Origin of the sequence: Flavobacterium sp. LHD-85 (assembly GCF_030929595.1) — a bacterium.
Lineage (GTDB): Bacteria > Bacteroidota > Bacteroidia > Flavobacteriales > Flavobacteriaceae > Flavobacterium.
Genome location: NZ_JAVFVR010000004.1, coordinates 223623 through 249374, shown reverse-complemented (window position 1 = coordinate 249374; position 25752 = coordinate 223623). Strand labels below are relative to the sequence as shown.

Annotated in this window: 25 protein-coding genes; 15 read left to right on the top strand and 10 right to left on the bottom strand. The window is 33.9% G+C overall.

Going from position 1 to position 25752, the window contains the following annotated elements; translation table 11 throughout:
* The first annotated feature begins 169 nt into the window (after nucleotides 1–169).
* The 3 genes from def to mazG all read left to right on the top strand — a co-directional run bounded on the left by def (nucleotide 170) and on the right by mazG (nucleotide 2174).
* Nucleotides 170–760, top strand: a complete 591-nt coding sequence (gene def / locus RB618_RS08845) for a peptide deformylase (protein ID WP_008462650.1) — start codon at nucleotides 170–172, stop codon at nucleotides 758–760.
* 60 nt (nucleotides 761–820) lie between these two features.
* Nucleotides 821–1306, top strand: coding sequence for a DUF5606 domain-containing protein (locus RB618_RS08840; RefSeq protein ID WP_095930921.1), 486 nt, complete (start codon nucleotides 821–823; stop codon nucleotides 1304–1306).
* Nucleotides 1307–1403: 97 nt separating this feature from the next.
* Entirely contained in the window at nucleotides 1404–2174 is a 771-nt protein-coding gene (gene mazG, locus RB618_RS08835; protein WP_308068417.1) for a nucleoside triphosphate pyrophosphohydrolase, read from the top strand.
* Here the strand turns inward: mazG and RB618_RS08830 are convergent.
* Complete coding sequence (locus RB618_RS08830) at nucleotides 2171–2854, bottom strand: Crp/Fnr family transcriptional regulator (protein WP_308068416.1); 684 nt, start codon at nucleotides 2852–2854, stop codon at nucleotides 2171–2173. The two genes, mazG and RB618_RS08830, sit on opposite strands and share 4 nt — an antisense overlap.
* Nucleotides 2855–3056: 202 nt before the next feature.
* On the opposite strand from RB618_RS08830, the gene RB618_RS08825 reads away from it, so the two are divergent.
* From RB618_RS08825 to RB618_RS08790, 8 genes are all read left to right on the top strand, one after another.
* Nucleotides 3057–5444, top strand: coding sequence for a heavy metal translocating P-type ATPase metal-binding domain-containing protein (locus RB618_RS08825; protein ID WP_308068415.1), 2388 nt, complete (start codon nucleotides 3057–3059; stop codon nucleotides 5442–5444).
* Between the two features lie 114 nt (nucleotides 5445–5558).
* Nucleotides 5559–5750: a cbb3-type cytochrome oxidase assembly protein CcoS gene (gene ccoS / locus RB618_RS08820; RefSeq protein WP_111378530.1), complete on the top strand. Its 192-nt coding sequence runs from the start codon at nucleotides 5559–5561 to the stop codon at nucleotides 5748–5750.
* Between the two features lie 2 nt (nucleotides 5751–5752).
* Complete coding sequence (gene ccoN / locus RB618_RS08815) at nucleotides 5753–7936, top strand: cytochrome-c oxidase, cbb3-type subunit I (protein WP_308068414.1); 2184 nt, start codon at nucleotides 5753–5755, stop codon at nucleotides 7934–7936.
* A gap of 7 nt (nucleotides 7937–7943) precedes the next feature.
* The gene (locus tag RB618_RS08810) at nucleotides 7944–8138 is read left to right on the top strand and encodes a cbb3-type cytochrome c oxidase subunit 3 (RefSeq protein ID WP_308068413.1); all 195 of its coding nucleotides are present in this window, start codon (nucleotides 7944–7946) and stop codon (nucleotides 8136–8138) included.
* A 2-nt stretch (nucleotides 8139–8140) separates the two neighbouring features.
* Nucleotides 8141–9079 carry a cbb3-type cytochrome c oxidase N-terminal domain-containing protein gene (locus tag RB618_RS08805; protein ID WP_308068412.1) on the top strand — a complete coding sequence of 313 codons (939 nt, stop codon included), beginning with the start codon at nucleotides 8141–8143 and terminating at the stop codon, nucleotides 9077–9079.
* A 10-nt stretch (nucleotides 9080–9089) separates the two neighbouring features.
* Nucleotides 9090–10508 carry a cytochrome c oxidase accessory protein CcoG gene (ccoG, locus tag RB618_RS08800; protein WP_308068411.1) on the top strand — a complete coding sequence of 473 codons (1419 nt, stop codon included), beginning with the start codon at nucleotides 9090–9092 and terminating at the stop codon, nucleotides 10506–10508.
* A gap of 12 nt (nucleotides 10509–10520) precedes the next feature.
* Nucleotides 10521–10970, top strand: a complete 450-nt coding sequence (locus RB618_RS08795; RefSeq protein ID WP_308068410.1) for a FixH family protein — start codon at nucleotides 10521–10523, stop codon at nucleotides 10968–10970.
* A gap of 7 nt (nucleotides 10971–10977) precedes the next feature.
* Nucleotides 10978–11679, top strand: coding sequence for a sulfite exporter TauE/SafE family protein (locus tag RB618_RS08790; RefSeq protein WP_308068409.1), 702 nt, complete (start codon nucleotides 10978–10980; stop codon nucleotides 11677–11679).
* Nucleotides 11680–11699: 20 nt separating this feature from the next.
* Here RB618_RS08790 and hemN read toward each other — a convergent pair whose 3' ends face one another.
* The 8 genes from hemN to prfB form a co-directional block, all read right to left on the bottom strand.
* Nucleotides 11700–13064 carry an oxygen-independent coproporphyrinogen III oxidase gene (hemN, locus tag RB618_RS08785; RefSeq protein WP_308068408.1) on the bottom strand — a complete coding sequence of 455 codons (1365 nt, stop codon included), beginning with the start codon at nucleotides 13062–13064 and terminating at the stop codon, nucleotides 11700–11702.
* 117 nt (nucleotides 13065–13181) lie between these two features.
* A complete protein-coding gene (locus RB618_RS08780) occupies nucleotides 13182–13658 on the bottom strand; it encodes a hypothetical protein (protein WP_308068407.1) in 477 nt (158 codons plus the stop codon).
* Between the two features lie 107 nt (nucleotides 13659–13765).
* Nucleotides 13766–14113, bottom strand: a complete 348-nt coding sequence (locus tag RB618_RS08775) for a hypothetical protein (protein ID WP_308068406.1) — start codon at nucleotides 14111–14113, stop codon at nucleotides 13766–13768.
* A gap of 98 nt (nucleotides 14114–14211) precedes the next feature.
* Nucleotides 14212–14634, bottom strand: a complete 423-nt coding sequence (locus RB618_RS08770) for a DoxX family protein (RefSeq protein ID WP_308068405.1) — start codon at nucleotides 14632–14634, stop codon at nucleotides 14212–14214.
* A 123-nt stretch (nucleotides 14635–14757) separates the two neighbouring features.
* The gene (locus RB618_RS08765; RefSeq protein WP_308068404.1) at nucleotides 14758–16386 is read right to left on the bottom strand and encodes a carboxyl transferase domain-containing protein; all 1629 of its coding nucleotides are present in this window, start codon (nucleotides 16384–16386) and stop codon (nucleotides 14758–14760) included.
* A gap of 146 nt (nucleotides 16387–16532) precedes the next feature.
* Complete coding sequence (gene lpxD, locus RB618_RS08760; protein ID WP_111378519.1) at nucleotides 16533–17531, bottom strand: UDP-3-O-(3-hydroxymyristoyl)glucosamine N-acyltransferase; 999 nt, start codon at nucleotides 17529–17531, stop codon at nucleotides 16533–16535.
* Between the two features lie 332 nt (nucleotides 17532–17863).
* Nucleotides 17864–18310 carry a peptide-methionine (R)-S-oxide reductase MsrB gene (gene msrB / locus RB618_RS08755; RefSeq protein WP_308068403.1) on the bottom strand — a complete coding sequence of 149 codons (447 nt, stop codon included), beginning with the start codon at nucleotides 18308–18310 and terminating at the stop codon, nucleotides 17864–17866.
* An 84-nt stretch (nucleotides 18311–18394) separates the two neighbouring features.
* Nucleotides 18395–19493, bottom strand: a protein-coding gene (prfB, locus tag RB618_RS08750) for a peptide chain release factor 2 (protein WP_111424189.1) whose coding sequence is annotated in 2 segments (ribosomal slippage) — nucleotides 18395–19429 and nucleotides 19431–19493 — 1098 coding nt in all. Because the reading frame shifts where the segments join, the coding sequence is not laid out codon by codon here.
* Between the two features lie 152 nt (nucleotides 19494–19645).
* On the opposite strand from prfB, the gene RB618_RS08745 reads away from it, so the two are divergent.
* Entirely contained in the window at nucleotides 19646–20665 is a 1020-nt protein-coding gene (locus RB618_RS08745) for a GntG family PLP-dependent aldolase (RefSeq protein ID WP_308068402.1), read from the top strand.
* A 130-nt stretch (nucleotides 20666–20795) separates the two neighbouring features.
* On the opposite strand, the gene RB618_RS08740 is transcribed toward RB618_RS08745, so the two are convergent.
* On the bottom strand, nucleotides 20796–21116 hold the full coding sequence (locus RB618_RS08740) for a YbaB/EbfC family nucleoid-associated protein (protein WP_276174292.1): 321 nt from the start codon (nucleotides 21114–21116) through the stop codon (nucleotides 20796–20798).
* Nucleotides 21117–21260: 144 nt separating this feature from the next.
* Between RB618_RS08740 and RB618_RS08735 the strand changes: the two genes are divergently transcribed.
* From RB618_RS08735 to RB618_RS08725, 3 genes are all read left to right on the top strand, one after another.
* A complete protein-coding gene (locus RB618_RS08735; protein WP_308068401.1) occupies nucleotides 21261–23321 on the top strand; it encodes a S9 family peptidase in 2061 nt (686 codons plus the stop codon).
* 71 nt (nucleotides 23322–23392) lie between these two features.
* Nucleotides 23393–24433: a PLP-dependent cysteine synthase family protein gene (locus tag RB618_RS08730; protein ID WP_111378514.1), complete on the top strand. Its 1041-nt coding sequence runs from the start codon at nucleotides 23393–23395 to the stop codon at nucleotides 24431–24433.
* A 353-nt stretch (nucleotides 24434–24786) separates the two neighbouring features.
* Nucleotides 24787–25686, top strand: a complete 900-nt coding sequence (locus tag RB618_RS08725; protein WP_308068400.1) for a LamG-like jellyroll fold domain-containing protein — start codon at nucleotides 24787–24789, stop codon at nucleotides 25684–25686.
* Nucleotides 25687–25752: the final 66 nt, after the last annotated feature.

The window sequence follows — 25752 nt, the reverse complement described above, 5'->3', positions numbered from 1 at the left end:
GTAGGAATGATTTTGGCATAATTATGGATGAGATTTTTAGCATCGAGTAAAAAATGCGAATAATGCTGTATAAGAATTATTCATTGACTATTTTTTACTATTTTTGCCAGCTGAAATATCAGAACTTTAATTCTGTTTTTGCAGCACATTAAAACATAAATAAAAACAAATGATTTTACCAATTGTAGGATACGGTGATCCTGTTTTAAGAAAAGTAGGACAAGATATTACACCAGAATATCCAAACCTAAAAGAAACGATCGCAAACATGTACGAGACCATGTACAATGCGTATGGAGTTGGACTTGCAGCACCGCAGGTTGGACTGCCAATTCGTTTGTTTGTGATAGATACAACGCCTTTTAGTGATGATGAGGATCTTCCTTCAGAGGAACAAAAAGATTTGAAAGGCTTTAAGAAGACTTTTATCAATGCTAAAATCGTTAAAGAAGAAGGAGAAGAGTGGGGATTTAATGAAGGCTGTTTGAGTATTCCAGATGTACGTGAAGACGTTTACAGAAAACCAACTGTTACAATCGAATATTGTGAAGAAGATTTCGTTATGAAAACGGAAGTATTTGACGGATTAATAGCGAGAGTTATCCAGCACGAATATGATCATATTGAAGGAATATTGTTTACAGATAAAATTTCTTCTCTTAAAAAGCGTTTGATCCAAAAGAAATTGAAAAACATTACTGAAGGAAAAACGTCTCAAGAATATAGAATGAAATTTTTTGCAGCTAAAAAAGCAAGATAAGTTTTCTAAATCCTTAGAAACAAAAAATAAATAAAATTCTTAATACTAATTTTAATAAAAATGAATTTAACGAAAATTTTAGCCATTTCAGGAAAACCAGGTTTATACGAATTAAAAGTACAAACTCGTACAGGTTTTGTGGCGGAATCATTAATTGATGGGAAGAAGATTACTGTAAATCTAAAAAGCAATGTAAGTTTATTGTCTGAAATTTCGATTTATACTTATGAAGGCGAAAAACCGTTAACTGAAGTAATGCAGCAGATTGCCGTTAAAGAAAACAAAGGACAAGCTATCTCTCATAAAGAAGATAATGCTACTTTGTCTGCTTATTTTAAACAAATTCTTCCTGATTACGACGAAGAAAGAGTTTACCCATCAGATATCAAAAAAGTATTAAACTGGTACAACACGCTTCAAGCAAAAGGTTTAGTTACAGATTTAGCTCCTGCAGCCGAAGAACCTAAAGAAGAAGCTCCAGTTGCTGAAGAAAAACCAAAAAAAGCTCCAGCAGCTAAAAAAGCAAAAGCTAAAAAAGAAGAATAGTAATTTTCTTTAAACATAAAATAATCCTGTTGAGATGTTTTCTTGACAGGATTTTTTAATTTTACAGAATCGAGTTTAAATCAAAAGAAACTTCAAAATGAGCAGAGAAAACCAGTTAAAAGCATTTGAAAGATTATTGAATATCATGGATGAACTTCGTGAACAATGTCCTTGGGATAAAAAACAAACCCTTCAGACATTAAGACATTTAACGATCGAAGAAACGTATGAGTTGGGAGATGCTATTTTAGATAATGATTTAAATGAAGTTAAAAAGGAATTAGGAGATTTACTCCTTCATATTGTTTTCTACGCCAAGATAGGCAGTGAAACCAATGATTTTGATATTGCCGATGTTTGCAATGAAATCTGCGATAAATTGATTCATCGCCATCCTCATATTTATGGAGATGTAAAGGTGGAAAATGAGGAAGAAGTAAAACAAAATTGGGAAAAACTGAAGCTTAAAGAAGGCAAGAAATCTGTTTTAGAAGGCGTTCCAAGAAGTCTTCCGGCAATGGTCAAAGCAAGCCGAATTCAGGATAAAGTAAAAGGAGTGGGTTTTGATTGGGAGGAACCTCATCAGGTTTGGGATAAAGTCCAAGAAGAATTGCAAGAATTGCAAGACGAAGTAAAATCTGGAAACCAAGACAAAATCGAAGATGAATTTGGAGATGTTTTGTTTTCTATGATTAATTACGCAAGATTCTTAAATGTAAATCCAGAAGACGCTTTAGAAAGAACCAATAAAAAATTCATTAAACGTTTTCAATACTTAGAAAGTAAAGCAAACGAATTAGGAAAACCTTTAATGGATATGACGCTTACAGAAATGGATGTTTTCTGGAATGAGGCTAAAAAACTTTAGTTATCGGCTAATTTCTTTAATGCTCGAACATCTTTTAGCATGATTTTTTTACCAACTAACTCTATTAGTCCCAGTTTATTAAAATCAGATAATAAACGAATACAGCTTTCTGTAGCGGTACCAATAATACCAGCAAGTTCTTCTCTTGTTAGTTGAACTTTAAGTGTTTTGTCAGCATCTTCGCCAAATTCATCATGCAAGTGCAGTAAAGTTTCAGCAAGTCTCTGTTTAACAGTTTTTTGAACTAAGGCAATTTTTTCGTTCTCAGATTCCTTTAAATCTTCGCAGACAGACTGCATCATATTTAAAGAAAATTGATTGTTAGTATTAAAGAAATTGATGATTTCAGTTTTAGGAATAAAACAAACCTCCATGTCGGCAATCGCTTTTGCGGTTAAGTTTGCCGGCTCATTGCTAATCATAGAGCGCTGTCCAAGAAGTTCGCCAGATTTAACCAATTTTACAATTTGATCTTTTCCGTTTGCACTCAATTTTGAAAGTTTTCCAACGCCGTCTTTTACACAGAAAACGCCATTGGTTACTTCACCTTCTTCAAAAAGAGCTTCGCCTTTTTTAATTTTATAGGTCGTTTTACTGCTGGCTAATTTAATAACTTCTTCTTTATTAAGGGCTTTTAATGAGCTTAGCTGGCGTACAATGCATTGATCACATTTATTCATGACAATATTTGTTTGCTGCAAAAATAAGGATATTTAAGGGTTTTAACCACCTTTATAAGGTAAATTTATTATAAATTAGGGTTAACTCTAATTTGAGCTTTTTATTTTATAAATTTAGGAATCTGATTTCAAAATAACATGACAATTATCATCTTAATAATTGTGCTTTAATTGGAAATTTGCATCAAATAAAAACAAGTTTATGAGGGAGCAAAGTTGTTTTCATTGTGGTTTAACTATTGAACAAAATGAAGAAATTGATTTTGATGATAAGAAGTTTTGTTGCACAGGCTGTAAAACAGTTTACGAAATTTTCAGCATCAATGACCTAACATCTTATTATGATTTTGAAAAGTCTCCAGGCGCCACTCCGCAAGACATCAAAGGGAAATATGATTTCTTAGAAAATGAAGCCATACTTGCAAAGGTTTTAGAGTTTCAAGAAGGAAACACATCGATTGCTTCATTAAATATTCCGCATATCCATTGCAGTTCTTGTATTTGGATATTAGAAAATCTAAATCGTCTTCAGTCAGGAATTAGCACTTCTCAAGTTAACTTTCATGAGAAGAAAGTTAGAATTACCTTTAATTCTGATGAGGTTTCTTTAAAAGAAATAGTTTATCTCCTAAGTTCTATAGGTTATGAACCTTACATTAGTTTAGAAAATTACGGAACTGCAAAAGCAAAAGTTGACAGAAGTTTAACTTATAAATTGGGTGTTGCATTTTTCTGTTTTGGAAATATTATGTTGCTTTCATTTCCAGAATATTTTGAAATGAAAGAGTTTTGGCTCGATAGTTACAAGCCGTTTTTCAGATTGCTTATTTTCCTTCTGGCATTGCCAACATTTTTATATTCAGCAAGCGGATATTATGTTTCTGCTTATCATAGTATTAGAACTAGAATGCTTAATATTGATATTCCGATTGCTTTGGGGATTATCGTGATGTTTATTCGTAGCACATACGACATGCTGATGGATCATGGTCCAGGATTTTTTGACAGTTTGGCCAGTTTGATATTTTTTATGCTTCTTGGCAAAATGTTTCAGATTAAAACCTATAGTTTTTTAAGTTTTGAAAGGGATTTTAAATCCTATTTTCCCATCGCCGTTACCAAAATCAATAAAGATGCTTCAGAAGAAAATGTAGCTATTTACGATGTTCTAAAAGGAGACCGATTGCTAATAAGAAATCAGGAGCTTATTCCTGTTGATGGAATTTTAATAAGCGAAAGTGCCGAAATAGATTATAGTTTTGTTACAGGAGAAGCAGTGCCGATTACCAAAAAGTCTGGAGATAAAGTTTTTGCGGGAGGCAAACAGATCGGTAAAGTGATCGAAATGGAAGTTTTGCATTCGGTTTCTCAAAGTTATTTGACTCAATTGTGGAGTAACGAAATCTTTCAGAAAAAAGTAGACCAAAAACACAAAACCATAACAGATGCGATAAGCCGATATTTTACCCCCATATTATTGCTCATTGCATTTGCTGGTTTTGTTTATTGGATTTTTATAGATGCAAATACTGCTTTTAATGTTTTTACAGCGGTGCTAATCGTAGCTTGCCCTTGCGCGTTGGCTCTTACTGCTCCTTTTACTTTTGGAAACATATTACGAATTTTGGGTAAAAAGAAAATTTACTTAAAAAATGCTATTGTAATTGAGCAACTTGCTAAAGTTGATACGATTGTTTTTGATAAAACAGGAACCATTACAACCAATAAAAAGTCGAATATACGATATGAAGGAAACTTTATTTCAGATTCAGATATTATATTGATTAAAAATGTATTGCGAGGTTCGAATCATCCGTTAAGCCGAATGCTTTATGATTTTCTTCCAGAAGCTAAACGAATTAATATAGAAGATTTCCAAGAAATTACGGGAAAAGGAATTTTAGCGGTTGCTGAGGGTAAAGAAATTAGAGTTGGTTCAGGACAATTTGTAGATGATATAGTTGCGGATGGTTCAGAAATTGAAAAAACAGCATTGCATATTAAAATAGGAGGAGTGTATTTTGGAAAATTTACTTTCCAGAATCAGTATAGAGAAGGTTTAGAAAAACTTTTCACCAATCTGAGCAAAGATTACCAAATAAAAGTGCTTTCTGGTGACAATGATGGCGAAAGATCAAATTTAGAAGCTATTCTGCCAAAAGGTACCGAATTGATATTTAATCAAAAACCGGAGCAAAAACTTGAATATATAAAGAAACTTCAGGAAAAAGGGCAAAATGTAATGATGGTAGGAGATGGATTAAATGATGCCGGAGCGTTGGCTCAGAGCAATGTTGGGATTTCGATATCAGAAAATGTAAATGTCTTTTCGCCTGCATGTGATGCCATTTTGGATGCAACAGAATTTTCACGTCTCAATTACTTTTTAAAGCTTTCTCACAAAGCAATTTTGATTATAAAAATGAGTTTTGCGTTGTCATTGCTGTACAATGTTGTCGGACTTGCATTTGCGGTTACAGGAAATCTGCTTCCGTTGGTTGCGGCAATCATTATGCCGTTGAGTACAATTACGATTGTAAGTTTTGTGACTTTTATGTCTAACTATTTCAGTAACAGAAATTTAGAATGATTATAAATTATTAAAGGACATATTTTATTAAATTTAACATAACTAATCGTCTATGATAATTATCATATTTTATGCGCCTTTAACAAACTAATTTTGTTAATATAAATCCAGGGTATGAGTGTTATTTATCTATTAATTTCAGTAAGTATTTTTGTGGCAATCTGTTTTTTTATTGCCTTTATCGCAGCTGTCAAGTCTGGACAGTATGATGATGATTATACACCTTCAGTCAGAATTCTTTTTGATGACGAAACCAAAATTAATTCCCAAAATAATAATTCAACAATCGAAGAAAAACAAGTATAATTATGGAAATGGAACAGTTTTATTACGACAACAAAATTGTAAAAAAATTCATTTACGCCACAATACTCTTTGGTGTTGTGGGTATGTTAGTGGGGCTTACCTTAGCGGTAATGTACCTTTTTCCCAACATGACAGATGGGATTTCGTGGCTTAGTTACGGCCGTTTGAGACCGTTACACACCAATGCAGTTATTTTTGCTTTTGTGGGTAATGCCTTCTTTGCCGGTATGTACTACTCGCTGCAAAGATTGCTAAAAGCCAGAATGTTTAGTGATTTTTTAAGTAATCTTCATTTCTGGGGCTGGCAGCTAATTATTGTGGCTGCAGCAATTACACTTCCGTTAGGTTATACTTCTTCTAAAGAATATGCAGAGCTAGAGTGGCCAATTGATATTGCAATCGCTTTAATTTGGGTTGTAATGGGTATCAATATGATTGGTACAATGCTCCGTCGTAGAGAGCGTCACCTATATGTTGCAATCTGGTTTTATTTGGCAACATTTGTAACGGTAGCGGTACTGCATATCTTTAATAATATAGAAATTCCTGTTTCAGGTTTAAAAAGTTACTCTGTGTATGCAGGTGTTCAAGATGCGCTTGTACAATGGTGGTACGGGCACAATGCGGTGGCATTCTTCTTGACAACTCCATTCTTGGGATTAATGTACTATTTCGTTCCAAAAATTGCAAACAGACCTGTTTATTCATATAGATTATCTATTATTCACTTTTGGTCTTTAATCTTTATATACATTTGGGCTGGGCCACACCACTTACTGTATTCTGCATTGCCAAACTGGGCTCAGAATTTAGGGGTTGCATTTTCAGTAATGTTAATTGCTCCATCTTGGGGAGGTATGATTAATGGTCTTCTTACATTAAGAGGGGCTTGGGATAAAGTTCGTGAAGAACCAGTTTTAAAATTCTTCGTAGTAGCGATTACTGGTTACGGTATGGCAACGTTCGAAGGACCAATGTTATCTTTAAAAAATGTAAATGCTATTGCGCACTATACTGATTGGATCGTAGCGCACGTACACGTAGGAGCTTTAGCTTGGAATGGTTTCATGTCATTTGGTATTATCTATTGGTTGATTCCAAGAATGACAAAATCGGAGTTATTCTCTAAGAAATTAGCAAACTTCCATTTCTGGATTGGTACCTTAGGTATTATTGTATATACAATTCCATTATATGTAGCTGGTTTCCAGCAAGCATCAATGTGGAAACAGTTTAATCCAGACGGTACTTTAACTTATGGAAACTTCCTTGAAACGGTAACCGCTATTATGCCTATGTATTGGATGAGAGCTATTGGAGGTAGTTTGTATCTTATAGGTATGCTGACATTGGTTTATAACATTATTATGACTGTTAAAGCAGGTAATACAATCGAAGATGAATTGGCTCAGGCTCCAGCATTGCAAACAATAAAAAGCGGTAGATTGAGCGGAGAGAAATTCCATTCTTGGTTAGAAAGAAAACCAATTCAGTTAACTATTCTTGCTACAATTGCAATTTTAATTGGTGGTATTATTCAGATTGTGCCGACAATTATGGTGAAATCAAATATTCCGACAATTTCAAGTGTAAAACCATATACACCGTTAGAGCTTGAAGGACGTGATTTATATATCAGAGAAGGTTGTGTTGGATGTCACTCACAGTCAGTTCGTCCTTTTAGAAGTGAGGTAGAACGTTATGGAGTTCAGTCAAAAGCGGGAGAGTTTGTTTACGACCATCCATTCTTATGGGGATCTAAACGTACAGGACCAGACTTATTGAGAGTAGGTGGTAAGTACAATGATAACTGGCACTTTAACCACATGTGGAATCCGCAAAGTACATCTGCTGGATCAATTATGCCAGGTTATAAATGGTTGTTTGATAACAAACCGATGGACATTTCATTGACACAAAAGAAAATGCAGGCAATGATTTCTTTAGGAGTGCCATATTCTCCAGAAGATGTTGCAAATGCACAGAGAACTTTAAGAGAGCAGGCTGTTAAGATAGAAAAAAGCTTAGAAAGCGATCCTGATTTCGTTAAGAGTTATGAAGACAGCCGTAAAAAAGCTGCGGCAAAAGGCGAGAAATTCATTCCGATGAACGAAAGAGAAATCGTTGCTTTGATCGCTTATATTCAAAGACTTGGTACTGATATTAAAGTAAAAGAAACTAAATAACAGCATTATGTTTGAACAGATAAAACACAATATGGAAACCATATCGGGTATAGAAATTTACCCGATTATTTCCCTCTTAATTTTCTTCTTATTCTTTGTAGGATTAGGCATTTGGGTGTTCTCTTATAAAAAAGAAAAAATTCAAGAAATGAGTAATATACCTTTAGATGAAGGACTTAGTGTAATCACAAAAGATAGATAAAAATGAAAAAGTTTTTCCCAGTATATGTTAGAGTACCGTTGATTTTCTTCATCGTATTTGCTTTGATGGAATATTTTATAGATTCAGGTGACAAGCCAGCTTTTATAAAGTATCCTATGGTATCACTCTTTTTATTTGTCTTTTTGTTTATTCTAATTGCTATTGAGATTACGCTTAGTGCTGTAAATCGAGTAATGTTCCAATTATTGTCACCAGAAGAAAAAGCACAAAAAGAACTTGAAGAAAGTTTAAGCTTCAAAGAGAGTACTTGGTTTAAAAACCTAATGCATAAATTGACTAAAACAGAGCCAATTGAAAAAGAAGGTGACTTATTAATGGATCATGATTATGACGGAATCAAAGAGTTGGATAATAATTTACCGCCTTGGTGGGTATATTTATTCTACATCTGTATCATTTTCGGAGTAATTTATGTGGTACGTTATGATGTTTTAGGAGCTGATGATCAGGAAATGGAGCTGAAAAAAGAATTGGCTCAGGCAAAGATTGACGTTGCAGAATACATGAAAACAGCACCAGATTTGATGGATGAAAAAACAGTTGTTTTACTAACTGATGCACCAAGTTTAGATGAAGGTAAAACAATCTTTACAACCAATTGTGCTGCCTGCCACCGTGCTGATGGAGGAGGTCAAATTGGACCAAACCTTACAGATGATAAATGGATTTTAGGAGGAGGAATTAAAAATCTATTCCACACTATTACAAACGGAGGTAGAGACGGTAAAGGGATGATTGCTTGGAAAGGAACCCTTAAGCCAAAAGAAATACAAAAAGTGGCAAGTTATATTCTGTCTTTACAAGGAAGTAATCCGAAAGATCCAAAAGAAGCAGAAGGAGAAGTTTGGGTAGATGATAGTGCTCCTAAAACCGATGCCGCTGCAGCAACCACAAAAGATACCACACAAGTTAAAAAATAATTAGAATATCATGTCAAATTTACCAGACGAAGCTTTTAGAGATACCATTGGAACAATAGATGAAGGTGGTAAACGAAAATTTATATTTCCTAAAAAACCGTCTGGTAAATTTTATGATTATAGGAAAATTGTCAGTTATGTTTTATTGGCAATTTTATTCATAAATCCTTTTATCAAGGTTAATGGAAACCAGTTTATGATGTTCAATATCTTGGAACGTCGTTTTAATATTTTTGGATTCCCTTTCTGGCCTCAGGATTTTTATCTCTTCGTAATTTCAATGCTTGTTGGCGTTGTATTCATAATTTTATTTACTGTTGTTTTTGGAAGAATATTTTGTGGTTGGATTTGTCCGCAGACTATTTTCCTCGAAATGGTTTTCCGCCGTATAGAATACTGGATTGATGGAGATCGAGGTTCTCAGTCTCGTTTAGCAAGAATGGAATGGAATGCTGAAAAAATTAGAAAACGTGTTCTAAAATGGACTATATTCTTCTTGATCTCTTTCCTTATTGCTAATGTCTTTTTAGCTTATTTAGTAGGTAGTGACGCTTTATTCTTAATGATTGAGCAAGGTCCTGTAAAACAAGCAAGCAATTTTATTGCGCTGTTAATATTTACGAGTGTTTTCTATTTTGTTTTTGTTTGGTTTCGTGAACAGGTTTGTATTATCGCTTGTCCGTACGGAAGATTGCAAGGTGTTCTTTTAGACAATAAATCAATAAATGTCGCCTACGATTTTGTTCGAGGTGAAAAAGAAGAAGGGCGTGCAAAATTCAAAAAAAATGAAGATAGAGCGTTAACGGGAAAAGGTGACTGTATTGATTGCCTTCAATGTGTTCATGTTTGCCCAATGGGAATCGACATTAGAAACGGAACACAGCTAGAATGCACAAACTGTACAGCTTGTATTGATGAATGTGATCATATTATGGAATCTGTTGGTTTGCCAAAAGGTCTTATTCGTTATGCTTCTGAAGATGAAATTGCAAAAAAAGAACCTTTCAAGTTTACATCAAGAATGAAAGGTTATACAGCGGTTTTATTTATTTTATTGAGTATTTTTGTTGGAATGCTATTTTTAAGAACAGACGTTCAGGCAGTTGTTTTACGCTTACCAGGTCAGTTGTTCCAGCATGATGGTGAAAAAATCAGTAATGTTTACACCTATAAAATTGTAAACAAAACAATGAAAGATTATAACGATATTCATTTTGAATTAATCGATCAGAAAGGTGAAATTAGAAATGTTGGAAAAAAACATTTTAAAGTTCCAAAAGAAGGAATTTCACAAGGAACGTTATTCATAGAAATTAATGAAGTTTTATTAGAAAGTGATAAAACAAAAGTAAAAATTGGGGTTTATAATGGTTCTGAACTCATAGAAACAACAACAACAAATTTCTTAGGGCCACGCAGTTTTAATTAAAAAATATACATCATGAAATTTAATTGGGGTACCGGCATCGTCATTGCATTCGGATTGTTTATGACATTTATTTTATATTTTGTTTTTGAAGTGCAGTCAAATTCTAAATACGATAATGATTTGGTTGTGGAGGAATATTACAAACACGACACACACTTTCAGGAAGAAATGGCAAGGATTCAAAATGCGCACGATTTACAACATAAACCATTAATAAAATATACAGAAAATGGTGTGGCAGTAATTTTTCCCGCAGGATTTGAAAGTGATAAAGTGAAAGGAAATATTCAATTATACAGACCTTCAAACAAGAAATTTGATTTTAATACTCAAATTGCTTTAACCAATTCAGAAATAGTTATTCCTCAGAAAAAATTATTAAAAGGACGCTGGGATGTTAATATGGAGTGGCAGTATGAAGGTAAAAAATATCTCACTAAAGAGGTTATTTACGTAAATTAAAAATAAAATGTTATTCTCTGCTTTCTTTTTAGGTTTAATCAGCAGTCTGCATTGTGTTGGTATGTGTGGGCCAATTGCTATGATGCTTCCTGTAGACAGGCAAAATGAAGCTAAAAAGGCAACGCAGATTATGACGTATCATTTTGGCCGATTAACAGCTTATTCAATAATCGGGTTGATTTTTGGATTACTGGGAAGAGGCTTTTTTCTAGCAGGATTGCAGCAGAAAATGTCAATAATTATTGGTGTAATTATGATTATTGTGGTTTTGATACCGGAGAAAAAATTTGCCCAATACAATTTTTCTAAACCTGTCTATAAAATCATTTCAAAAATTAAATCGAATCTGGGAAGCCAGTTTAAAAACAAGAGTTATAAATCTCTTTTTACAATTGGCCTGCTAAATGGATTTCTGCCATGCGGAATGGTGTATGTTGCTTTATTTGGAGCAATTGCCATGCAGAGTGCAGGTTTTGGTGTTCTCTACATGCTTTTATTTGGAATAGGAACGATACCGTTAATGACTGTTGTGGTTTATGTCAACTCATTATTAAAATTGCCTTTCAGAAATAAAATCCAAAAGGCAATTCCGTATGTTGCAGTTATAATTGGTGTTTTATTTATCCTTCGCGGATTGGGATTAGGGATTCCTTATATTTCTCCTTCAAATATGAGTTTATTTGTACAGCAAACTCCAAACTGTCATTAAAAAATATAATTTAAGATTTATTATACAGTCATCGAGAACAGATTTGTTTCCGGTGACTTTCTTTTTAAATGTAAATCAAATGCCATACAGATATTACGGACAAAAGGTCTTCCTTCTTCTGTAATCTTGATTTTATTGTCTTTAATAATAATTAAATTATCGTTTTTTATTTCTTCTAAAGCGGTTAAAACTTCAGGAAGTTCAGTGAAATTTAAAGATTCTGCTGTCCAGGAAGTTTCTAATTCGCAACTTAAATTTAGAATGTGTTTTCTAATGATAAGATCTTCATCAGTTAAAATATGGCCTTTTACAACAGGAATATTATTCGATTCTAAAATCTCATAATATTCCTCTAAACTTTTGGTGTTTTGCGCAAAACTGTACCAACTGTCGCTAATTGAAGAAACACCTAGACCAATCATAACTTGAGTTTTAGAAGCACTATAGCCCATAAAGTTTCTATGAAGATTTCCATTGTGCGCAGCTTTATATAAATTGTCATCTGCTAAAGCAAAATGATCCATTCCAATTTCGTGATAGCCATTTTGAATAAGAAGCTTTTTACCAATTTCGTATAGTTTTCTCTTTTCGGCATCTTTTGGTAGATTCTCATCATTAAAACCACGTTGTCCGTTTCCTTTTATCCAAGGCACGTGTGCGTAGCTGTAAAACGCCAATCTATCGGGTTTTAAAGAATTGGTTTTTTCGACTGTATCAACTACATCTTCAATGGTTTGAAATGGAAGACCAAAAATAATATCGTGTCCAATTGAAGTATAGCCAATTTCTTTAGCCCAAAATGTTACTTTGGCAACATTATGAAACGGCTGAATTCTATTGATTGCTTTTTGAACTGTAGGAGAATAATCTTGTACACCAAAGCTTACTCGGCGAAAACCTAAATCATATAGTTTTTTAAGCTGTTCGTGAGAGGTGTTATTTGGATGTCCTTCAAAACTAAATTCATGTTTTTCTGCTTTTACAGCATGATTAAAAATTCCGTTAATAAGGCACTCTAAATTTTCTTTTGAAAAGAAGGTCGGAGTTCCTCCACCTAAATGAATTTCTTTGATTCTGGGTTTTTCAGGAAGCAAATCACAATACATTTTCCATTCTTTCAGAACTGCCTGAATGTATTTTTCTTCTACTGAGTGATTTTTTGTAATGCGTTTATTGCATCCACAGAAAGTACACATGCTTTCACAGAAAGGCAGGTGAATGTATAAACTTATTCCGTTTTTTGAATTGCTTTCAGAAAATGACTGCTTTAAAGTAGTAATCCATTTTTCTGCGGTAAAGTCTGCCTCATTCCAATATGGAACTGTCGGATAACTAGTATATCTAGGACCTGGAACATTGTACTTTTGAGTCAAAGAAATTTTCATAACGACGGATTTAGTTTTCCTCAAAATTAAAACTTAAGCCGAAGACATAAAATGACAAATATCATATAACCCATAAAAAAAGAGACTCAATTTGAGTCTCTTTTCTGAATTAAATAACTAACGTGATATAGAATCTTGGATGATTTTAAGCCATTTTTTCGCAAACTGATGATCTTGATATACGCTAATCTGTTTGATGCGATCATCGTCAAAATCATAGAATGGAATTATTATTTTTTTGCCAGTTTCTTTTTCCTGAAATTCAAAATCTATTTTAATAATAGTATCTGAACCTGAATCTGTAGTCGGAATTAATTTGCACGAAGCAATAGTATTTAAATCAACATACATTGACTCTTGCTGGTTTGGATTGAAATTCATCAAAATAAACTTATTGTTTTTCTGATCAATAGTTAAAGTCTTATTATTGATTGATTCTGTCAAATCAAAATCTTCCGGATGAGTTGGATTGAATCTTTTTTTGATATTTAAAATTCTTGATTTGCTTGCAGCTGATGAACGCGCAGAAAAGTAAATAGGGATAGCAACAATAATTAAAATCACAATGCCCATTATTGTGGTAGTAGTTTCCATAATGTTTTTAATGTAATAAATAAATGATATGCATAACAGTTTTCGGTTTGAAAACGGCTAAGTACGTACTGAAGAATAAGTCTTTTAAAGAAAAATCAAGTATTTATTTACCAGAAAAAATGGAAAGCATAGAGTATGACTAATACCTTTTTACTTTGAGTTGTAAAAAGTTTGGTGTATGCTGTAGTAAATGAAACTGTTTGATGTTGTGGAATAAGCGGTAAAAGGGTGTCAAAACATTTAATTATCCCAGCTGGATTTGTTTTGATGTTTGCCGCAAGCTGATAACTTCCCTGTGGCTGTATAAATGCAGACGAATCGGGAATGTCTTTACAGAAGTTGGTGTCTGATTTTTCCGTTTCAATTACGTGTACAGAAACTTGGTCTGCTTGATAAGCAAACAGTCCTGCAAGTATAAGCGTAATAAGAATAACGGTTTTACGAATCCAATTCATGTCGGCGAATTTAAGTCATAAAACGCAATTAAAGAAATTTTATAGAATTAATTAACAACTCAAAAAAAAGTCCTCAGCATAACTGAGGACTTATGGTCTTATTGTTGCATTTTAAAATAATAATCTGCAGAATGTTTGCCACTTCCATAAAAAAGGAAAAATACACAGACTAATAAAACGATTATAGCCAAAACTAAACTTTCAGAATGCATTCTTCCCAAAGAGTTGACAAGAACGGCACCAAATAAAATAGGTAATTGAGCAGCAATTGCCCATCTGGTCAAAAGCCCAAAAATAATCATTATACCACCAATCATGTGGGCAGGAGCAATGTAATGCAGCATAAACATGCCTCCGCCATACTTATCGATAGGGGAAATCAAATCATGCAGGTATTGAATATTGGTGACGAAAGAGACACCTTTCATAAATAAAAATCCACCCAAAACAATACGTACTAAATCAACTGGTAAATAAGTGTGCGAATTTGCCCATTTATTCAAACTTTTTACATTTTCCATGATGTTGTGTGATTAAAAATTATATTACTAAGTTACTAATTTTTAATCAGATATTTATTTTTAACATCCTGAAAATAAGTTTTTTACTTTTTATTTAACGCATTATTGAGAATTCTTAAATCCTTAGACCTGAATGACTCCTAAATTGAATGGTTTTTGAATAGGAGCGTGGTTGGCAGCTTCGATTCCCATAGAAATCCAATTGCGGGTTTCTAGTGGATCTATGATAGCATCTGTCCACAGTCTTGAAGCTGCGTAGTAAGGCGAAGTCTGCTCATCGTAACGTGCTTTTATTTTATTGAATAGTTCTGTTTCTTTTGCTTCATCAACTTTTTCTCCTTTTGCTTTAAGTGAAGAAGCTTCAATTTGTGCCAATACTTTTGCGGCTTGAGTTCCGCCCATAACGGCAAGTTCTGCACTTGGCCAGGCAAATATTAATCGAGGATCATATGCTTTGCCGCACATAGCATAATTTCCTGCTCCGTAGGAGTTTCCGACAATAACTGTAAATTTTGGAACAACTGAATTACTTACAGCATTTACCATTTTAGCACCGTCTTTAATAATTCCGCCGTGTTCTGACTTTGAACCAACCATAAAGCCTGTAACGTCTTGTAAAAATACTAGAGGAATTTTTTTCTGATTGCAGTTGGCAATAAAACGAGTTGCCTTGTCGGCACTGTCAGAGTAAATTACGCCTCCAAACTGCATTTCACCTTTTTTGGTTTTTACCACTTTTCTCTGATTGGCAATAATTCCGACAGCCCAGCCATCAATTCTGGCGTAACCTGTAATAAGAGATTGTCCGTAACCTTCTTTGTAAGCTTCAAATTCTGAATTATCAACCAAACGTTTGATGATTTCCATCATATCGTATTGTTCAGTTCTGGCTTTTGGGAGAATTCCGTAAATGTCATTAGGCTCTAAGGCAGGCTTTTCAGCTTTGATTCTGCTGTAGCCAGCTTTGTCAAAATCGCCAATTTTATCTACAATATTTTTGATTTTATCTAAAGCATCTTTATCATCTTTGGCTTTATAATCGGTCACACCAGAGATTTCGCAATGCGTTGTAGCTCCGCCAAGAGTTTCATTGTCAATTGTTTCTCCAATTGCAGCTTTTACCAAATAACTTCCCGCAAGGAAAATACTGCCTGTTTTATCAACGATTAAAGCTTCATCACTCATAATCGGTAGATACGCACCACCAGCGACACAGCTTCCCATAACGGCAGCGATTTGGGTAATTCCCATGCTGCTCATTTGAGCATTGTTTCTAAAGATGCGTCCGAAATGTTCTTTATCTGGAAAAATTTCATCTTGCATTGGCAGATAAACTCCTGCACTGTCTACAAGATAAATAATTGGAAGTCGATTTTCCATAGCGATTTCCTGCGCACGAAGGTTTTTCTTTCCTGTTATCGGAAACCAAGCTCCGGCTTTTACTGTAGCGTCATTGGCAACCACGATACATTGTTTTCCTCTGATATAGCCAATTTTTACCACAACACCTCCCGAAGGGCAGCCTCCATGTTCTGGATACATTCCTTCTCCGGCAAAACCTCCAATTTCAATACTTTTAGAATTTTCATCCAATAAATACGCAATTCTTTCACGCGCAGTCATTTTTCCTTCAGAATGCAGTTTCTCGATTCTTTTTTCGCCTCCGCCTAATTTAACTTTTGCTAATTTTTGTTTTAATTCAGAAAGAAGTAATTTATTGTGATCTTCGTTTTTATTGAAGTTTAAATCCATGATATAGTATTGATTTGATAAAATAGTGTTGGCTAATTTACAAAATCAATTGAAATAAATGAGTTGCTTTATGAATTAAGAAAAAGTATTAAATAAAAAAAACATCCATTTTAGAGGATGTTTCTTTTTTAATGTTTTAAGTGAGATTATTTTTTAGGGCCACAAACCATTTGCTTTAACAAAGCCCATTGTTTTAAGGCATCACGAGCTTCGACCGCAGGATATCCTAACATTGTTTTTCCGGCAGGAACATCTCCAGTAACGCCAGATCCAGCGCCAATTATAGCGCCATCTCCAATTGTGGTGTGATCTTTTATAGAAGCGCTTCCGCCAATAATAACTCCATTTCCTAAAGTTACTGAACCTGCTAAACCACTGTTTCCAGCCATAATACAGAACTTGCCTAATTTGCTGTTATGTCCAATCTGAACTAAATTGTCTATTTTGCATCCGTCTCCTAGAATTGTAGAACTGAATTTTCCGCGATCTACACAAGAATTTGCTCCAATTTCTACACCGTTGCCAATAATAACATTTCCGATTTGTGGAATTTTCACCAAACCTTTTTCTGTACAAGGACGAAATCCGAAACCATCTGCTCCAATTGTTGCGTTGGGGTGAATGATGCATTCGCTTCCAATATGGCAACGTTCGCGAATAACCGTCCCAGACCAGATAGTTGTGTTTCTTCCGATTGTGCATTCGTCTAAAATAGTCACATTTGGATAAATTACTGTATTCGCGCCAATTTCAACTTTTGGGCCAATGTAACAGCCTGCGCCAATTTTAGCACCTTCGCCAATTATAGCAGTTTCGTCTATAGTGGCTGTTTTATGAATATTGTTATGAAAGATTGGGGCGGGGGGAGCAAAAAGGGCAAGGATTTGTGACATGGCCAAATCGGCATTTTTTACTTTTATAAAAGCACGGTTTTCTCCTGGCTCTATTGAAATATCTTCGTTTACAACTGCAATTGAAGCATTAGAAGTCGACCAGTATTTTTCGTATTTTTTGTTTCCGATAAATGAGATTTCCGAAGTTGTTGCTTTTTCTAATTGTTCTGTTGCAGTTATGCTTTGTGAAGTGCTGCCGTAAATTACGCCATTAATAACTTCGTTAATTTCTTGGATAGAATAGGATCTCATTGACAAATTTTAATCGACTAAAAGGTTATTTTTTGCCAAATAAAATGAATTAGATTTTAATTACCTAATTATTTTTTCTCGTTTCTTAATAAATGTTTAAAATAATACGGGGATTTTTACAAAATTAACATTTTGGATATTAATTTAGTGAGTTTTTTTTAATGAATTGAATAGCAGTAGCTTGGTGATTTTACCTAAAGTAAATGAAAATTTAGATAGAGAAAATAAATAATTTAATTGCTAAGTTATAGCTTACATTTGTTTTGTTAAATAATTTGTTGAGAGAAGATTAAAAAAAAAGCGATTCATTTTTATGAACCGCTTTTTATGTATTATTCTTTAATTTTTGATAATGAAACTGCGTTAATACAGTAACGTAAACCGCTTGGCGGCGGACCGTCAGGAAAAACGTGGCCTAAATGAGCATCGCAAACATTGCACACTACCTCAACACGAATCATTCCGTACGATTTGTCGGCATGATAACCAATCGCATTTTCTTTAATTGGTTGTGTAAAAGAAGGCCAGCCGGTTCCTGATTCAAATTTTTCGCTTGCATCAAAAAGAACTGTTCCGCAGCATTTACATTCATAAATTCCAGGATCAAATAAACTGCACAATTCAGAGCTAAAAGATCTTTCAGTTCCTTTTAAACGTGTAACTTGAAATTCTTCTGGAGTTAGAATCTGTTTCCATTCTTCCTCCGTTTTCTCCACTCTTTTATCTGGAGTTGGATTTCCCTTATTTGTAAAATGAATTACATCTGCCCATTTTATCATAACTTTTTTGTTTTAAAGTTTCAAGTTTCAAGTTTCAAGTTTACTGTGACCGTCAACTGTGACTGATCACTAAAAAACTGAAAACTATTCCTCTTCTTTCTGTCCCATCATCATAAGATAAGCTTTCAAGAATGGATCGATATTTCCGTTCATTACGCCGTCTACATCACTTGTCTCGTAACCTGTACGAACGTCTTTTACTAATTTATAAGGCTGCATTACGTAATTACGAATCTGCGAACCCCATTCAATTTTCATTTTTCCGGCTTCAATATCAGCACGCTGTGCTTGCTGCTTCTTTAACTCAATTTCATACAATTGAGAACGAAGCATTTGCATAGCACGCTGTCTGTTATCTTGCTGAGATCTCGTTTCAGAACACTGAATCTGGATTCCGGTTGGTTTGTGAACTAACTGAACTTTAGTTTCAACCTTGTTTACGTTCTGTCCACCAGCACCACTCGAACGAGAAGTTGTGATTTCGATATCGGCAGGATTAATGTCGATTTCGATACTATCATCAACTAATGGATAAACGTAAACCGATACGAATGAAGTATGACGTTTTGCATTACTGTCAAAAGGCGAAATTCGAACTAAACGGTGAACTCCGTTTTCTCCTTTTAGATATCCAAAAGAATAATCACCTTCGAATTCTAAAGTTACGGTTTTAATTCCGGCAACGTCACCTTCTTGAAAGTTAAGTTCTTTAATTTTATATCCATAACTTTCTCCCCACATCATGTACATACGCATCAGCATTCCTGCCCAGTCACAACTTTCAGTTCCACCAGCCCCAGCAGTAATTTGAACCACTGCACTTAAACTGTCACCTTCATCAGAAAGCATGTTTTTGAATTCGATATTTTCGATATGTGCTTGTGCAGCTTCATATTGTTCATCCAATTCATCTACAGAAAGTTCTCCTTCTTTGTAAAAATCATAAGCCAGCTGTAATTCTTCTGTAAGAGAGACTGCTTTATCATAATCTTCAATCCATTTTTTCTTGTTTCGAAGATTTTTTACAATGTTTTCTGCTTCTTTTGGATTGTTCCAAAAGTCTGGAGCGAACGTTTTTTCTTCTTCGTTTGCGATTTCGATTAGCTTGGCATCAACGTCAAAGATACCTCCTCAACGCACCAAGGCGCTCCACAATACCTTTTACTTGTTCGGCTGTTGTCATAAATTAATTAATAGGTTTTTATATGTTTTTTAGAATTATTACGTTAATTTGGTCTAGAGAAACCAGCGAGTTAAATTTTACCAAAACTTGCTGAGAATAACTATAAGTAATACGTAATTTTGCATACAAAAATAAGATATAGTTTTTAGAATATGGAAATAAATTTAATCAGCGATACCATAACAAAGCCTACTTATGAAATGCTGCAGTATATGTTTAACGCCCATGTTGGTGATGATGTATACAAACAGGACCCAACGGTGATTGAATTGGAAAACAGGACAGCAGAGTTTTTTGGTATGGAAGCTGGTCTTTTCTTTCCGTCTGGAACTATGGCAAACCAGACTGCAATTAAACTGCATACGCAGCCTGGAGAACAGCTAATTGCTGATAAATATGCTCACGTTTATCATTATGAAGGAGGAGGAGTTTCTTTTAATAGCGGTGTTTCTTGCTGTTTAATAGACGGAAACCGCGGAATGATAACTGCTGCCCAAGTAAAAGCTGCAATAAATGATCCAGAGTTTTATCATAGTCCGCTAACAAGTTTGGTTTGTGTGGAAAACACAACCAATAAAGGAGGTGGAGCGTGTTACGAATTGGAAGATTTAAGAGAAATAAAAAAAGTATGTGACGCTCATAATTTGAAGTTTCACTTAGATGGCGCTCGAATTTGGAATGCGTTAGTAGCTAAAAGACAGAATCCCAGAGAATTCGGAGCTATTTTCGACACTATTTCAGTTTGTTTGTCTAAAGGATTAGGTGCTCCAATTGGTTCTGTATTGCTTGGAAGTAAAGCTGATATTCACAGAGCGTTGAGAATCAGGAAGATATTGGGTGGAGGAATGCGTCAAGTAGGGTATTTGGCCGCAGCAGGATTGTATGCTTTGGCTCATAATATCGAAAGATTGGCAGAAGATCACCGCAGAGCAAAAGAAATTGCAAAAATCCTAAGCACAAAACCTTGGATTTCATCTATCGAACCTGTAGAAACTAATATTTTGATTTTTTCGCTTGCAGAAGGCTATAGCGATCAATTATTAATTGAAAAATTAAAACAGAAAAATATACTAATAAGCTCTTTAGGGCATAATAAGCTCAGAATTGTAACACATCTAGATTATAAAGAAGTGATGCATACGTATGTTTTAGAAACACTTTCGAAATTTTAAAAGAGAGGTACAAAGAGGCAAAGGTTCATAGGGACAGAGGTTATAAAAAAAGAGGATGCAAAACATCCTCTTTTTTTATGGCAAAGAAAGAAAACCTTTGAACCTTTGCAACTCAGAACCTTTGTCCCTTTTATTTAAACAAATTATCCATTCCAGGAATAGAAGGCATATCCATTCTTGCAACGGCATCTAATTCTCTTTCATTTACATTTGTAGCCTTTTCAATTGCTTTGTTTAACGTTACAATTAAGTAATCTTCTAATTGTTCTTTATCTTCTAAAAGAGAATCATCAATAGAAAGCGACTTTATTTTTCTACTAGCAGTAATTGTAACTTTTAATAATCCATCAGCGCTTTGTTCATCAATCAAAACAGTATCTAAACGCTTTTTAGTATCTTCAATTTTTTGCTGGGTTTCTTTAAGTTTACCCATCATTCCCATTAAATCCATTTTTGTTGATTTTTTAAATTATTTCAGACAAAATTACTATATTGCTGTGTTAATTCAATAGAATAATTTAAGAAAAAATTAATTCTGTTCTATTGGGTTTGTGCTATTTTTGCGTCTTCATATTTAAAAATTAATGCTTACTAAATGCAAAATGATATATCGGCTCCAAAGGCTAAAGTAATACCAAAGACATTAAAAAAACATAAAGAATCTAGGATTGACAACTACTTTTGGTTGAATGATAGAGAAAATTCAGAAGTGATTGATTACCTAAATCAAGAGAATGTTTATTATGAGAATATGACTTCTCATACAAAAGCTTTACAAGATAGCCTGTTTGAAGAAATGAAAGGGAGAATTAAAGAAGATGATTCTTCTGTTCCTTATTTCTACAATGGATATTTTTATATCACACGTTTCGAAACAGGTCAGGATTATCCAATTTTTGCCAGAAAAAAAGGAAGCCTTTCTGCCGAAGAAGAAATTCTTTTTAACTGTAACGAAATGGCAGAAGGACATGCTTATTTTAAATTAGGAGGTTTAAGCATTAGTCCAGATAATAAATTTGCTAGTTTTGGAGTAGATATTGTTGGAAGAAGAATTTACACTATTCAAATAAAAAACTTAGAGACTGGTGAAATCTTAGCTGATAAAATAGAAAATGTTACAGGCGCTTCAGTTTGGGCAAATGACAACAATACTATTTTTTATGTAAGACAAGATCAGGTAACCTTAAGAGCTGATAAAGTTTTTAGACATAAATTAAATACTGATTCAGAAAATGATGTCTTGGTTTATGATGAAGTTGATGATACTTTTAATGTGTCTATAAGTAAAGAAAAATCAAGAAAATACATTGTCATTGGTTCAGGAAGTACATTGACAACTGAATATAGAATTTTGAATTCGAATAATCCGGATGGAGAATTTATCGTTTTCCAGCCACGTGTTCGCGGATTAGAATATAGCATTTCTCATTACGAAGATTCTTTTTATGTTTTGACTAATAAAGATAAGGCAACCAATTTTAAATTGATGAAAACGCCGGAAGATAAAACAGGAAAGAAAAATTGGGTAGATCTTATTCCGCATAGAGAAGATGTTTTATTAGAAGATATTGAAATCTTTAAAAACTATTTGGTCGTTGAAGAGCGCTCTAACGGATTAAATCATATTCGAATCATGCCTTGGAATGATGAGCCAGATTATTATCTTCCGTTTGGCAGCGAAACCTATAATGCTTACACGACAACAAATGTTGATTTTGATACCGATATTTTGCGTTACAGCTATCAGTCATTGGCAACACCGTCTTCTGTAATAGATTTTAATATGAAGACTAAAACCAAAGAAATCTTGAAAGAACAAGAGGTTTTGGGTGGAAAGTTTGATAAAGAGAATTATATAGAAGAGAGAGTTTGGGCAACTGCTAGAGATGGCGTAAAAGTGCCGATTTCTATGGTTTACAGAAAAGGATTGGAAAAAAATGGTAAAAATCCGTTGTTGCTTTATGCATACGGTTCGTACGGAATTACAATGGATACGTATTTTTCTTCGACAAGATTATCGCTCTTAGACCGTGGATTTGTTTATGCGATCGCCCATATTAGAGGAGGGGAGGATTTAGGAAGACAATGGTATGAGGACGGAAAACTGTTAAAAAAGAAAAATACCTTTACAGATTTCATTGATTGCTCTAAATTTGTAATAGACCAAAAGTACACTTCTCCTGAACATCTGTATGCCGAAGGAGGGTCTGCTGGAGGACTTTTAATGGGAGTGATTGTAAATGAAGCTCCTGAATTGTATAATGGCGTTATCGCTCAGGTGCCTTTTGTAGATGTGATTACCACAATGCTAGATGATAGCATTCCGCTTACAACTGGAGAGTATGACGAATGGGGTAACCCAAACAATAAGAAATATTACGATTATATGTTATCGTATTCGCCTTACGATAATGTAAAAGCGCAGGAATATCCTAACATGTACGTTTCTACCGGATTGCATGATTCGCAGGTACAGTATTGGGAGCCAGCTAAATGGGTTGCGAAATTGAGAGATTTAAAAACAAATGATAAACTTTTATTTTTAGATACCAATATGGATGCAGGTCATGGCGGGGCTTCAGGACGTTTTGAGGCTTTAAAAGACTTAGCAAAAGAATTTAGTTTTTTATTAGATTTAGAAAAAATTAAAAGCTAATTAGAAATTTTTTGTTAAATTTGCAACCTGTCAAGGTTAATTTAAAAAGGCCTTTGATTAACTATTTTTTTATGAAAGAAGAAATAACCGCTTATAATAATGTTTTAGAGTTAATAGGAAACACCCCTCTTATTAAACTAAATAAAATCACCGAAGAGTTAGAAGGAAATTTCTACGCAAAGGTAGAAGCTTTCAACCCAGGTCATTCCTCAAAAGATAGAATAGCATTATATATTATTGAAGAAGCCGAGAGAAAAGGAATTCTATCGCCGGGAGACACCATTATCGAAACCACCTCTGGTAACACAGGATTTAGTTTAGCAATGGTAAGCATTATTAAAGGTTACAATTGTATTTTGGCGGTAAGCTCAAAATCATCTAAAGACAAAATTGACATGTTGAGAAGTTTAGGCGCCAAAGTGTATGTCTGTCCGGCTCACGTTTCTGCAGATGATGAAAGATCTTATTATAATGTAGCAAAACGTTTGCACGAAGAGACAAAAGGTTCAGTTTACATTAATCAATATTTCAACCAATTAAATATTGATGCCCACTACAACACTACAGGTCCAGAGATTTGGGAACAAACAAAAGGACAAATTACGCACTTAGTTGCTTGCAGCGGAACAGGAGGAACTATCTCTGGAACTGCAAAATTCTTAAAAGAAAAAAATCCAAATATTAGAATCTTAGGAGTTGATGCTTTTGGATCTGTATTGAAAAAATACCACGAGACAAGAGAATTCGACAGTAAAGAAATTTATCCTTACCGTATAGAAGGTCTTGGTAAAAACTTAATTCCTTCTGCTACCGATTTTGATATTATTGATAAATTCATGAAAGTAACCGACGAGGAAAGCGCTCACTCTGCTAGAGAGGTTACCAGAAAAGAAGGTTTATTTGTTGGATATACTTCTGGGGCAGTAATGCAAGCTATTAAACAGTATGCTGAAGAAGGGGAATTTACAAAAGATAGTAATATTATTGCTATTTTTCCAGATCATGGCTCTCGTTACATGAGTAAAGTATTCAGCGATGACTGGATGAACGAGCAAGGTTTCTTTGATAGTGTTAATGAAGAAGAAGCTCAAAAAATTGAATTCGTAAAGTAATAGTAAATACTTTTCATGATATAAAAACTCCATTCGTAATTTTCGAATGGAGTTTTTTTTTAAATCAACTTTTTATTTGCTAAACAAGGATTTGTTTAAAAGTTAAAATTTATTATTTTGTTGAATATACCGTATTTATACGTAAGAAATTGTTAATAGTGTTGCTTTTAATTTAAATTTTTAATAATATTTTTAAGTTTTGAAAAATGTTTTTCATGGTTAAAATGCGTAAAAAACGTTGTTTTAACGAGTTTTTAGGTAATTTGTCGGAAATTTTTCCTGTAAGAGTTGTAATAAGCTAGTTTTGAGGTATTAAGATGACGTAAGTTGTTTAATCCCTAAAATCTACTATTATGAAAAAATTACTACTAACAGTATTGTTTGTAAGTTTTTTGAATGTCAATGCACAAACACCGATTCAGGAATTTAATTTTAATGGTACTTTAAATAATACTGCAAATACAATTTCATTCATAGGAACCAACAATTTTGTTCCAGATAGAGCTGGAGTTATAAAAGGTGCTCAGCGATTAAATAATAGAGCTTTAGAAGCTGTAATCGATAATCTGCCTCAAGGAAAAAGCTCAAGAACAATTAGTATTTGGGTTAAATTCAATGATATTTCAAATGCAAACTATATTTGGGGCTACGGAAATCCGTTAAATGCTCAATATTGCGGTTTATTACAGCAAGGAACAGCAACTTCTAACTCTGATTTGAGTTTAGCGGCTTGGGGCGCTTCTAATGATGTCATTGTATCTACATCTCTAGAAAAAAGTGTTTGGTATAATTACACTATAACATATGAAGGAACTGTTTCTAAAATATATCGTGACGGTATGTTATTGAAATATCTAGAAGGAATGACAAGATCTACAAATGGAAATATTTTTAGATTAGGAGAAATTAATACCATAGTTGGAATTAATGCAGATATAGACGATTTAAAAATCTATGATGTGGCCTTGACTCCCGATCAGGTAAAAGAATTATATGGCCGAGAAAAGGTTTCTAATTTGTCTCCTATGGTGTCTGCAGAAGTTAAAATGGTTAGAACACCAGTAAAGGCAAAAACGGCACCAGAAACAATTATTACTTCAAGCGAGGTTAATGGTGCAGCAAAAAGTGTAGAAGTTTATTCGCAAGGGCAAAAAATAGAGGGAAGCAATGCAACAAACATAAGCGATCTTCCTGAAGGGACTTATTTATTAAAAATTACCAGTACTCCGTCAAAAAAAATTACTTCGAAATAAATGGTTTTTTAGTTTGTTTTTAAATGTTAGTTAGTTTTTTTTTATTGCGCATGCATTTGAATTTTT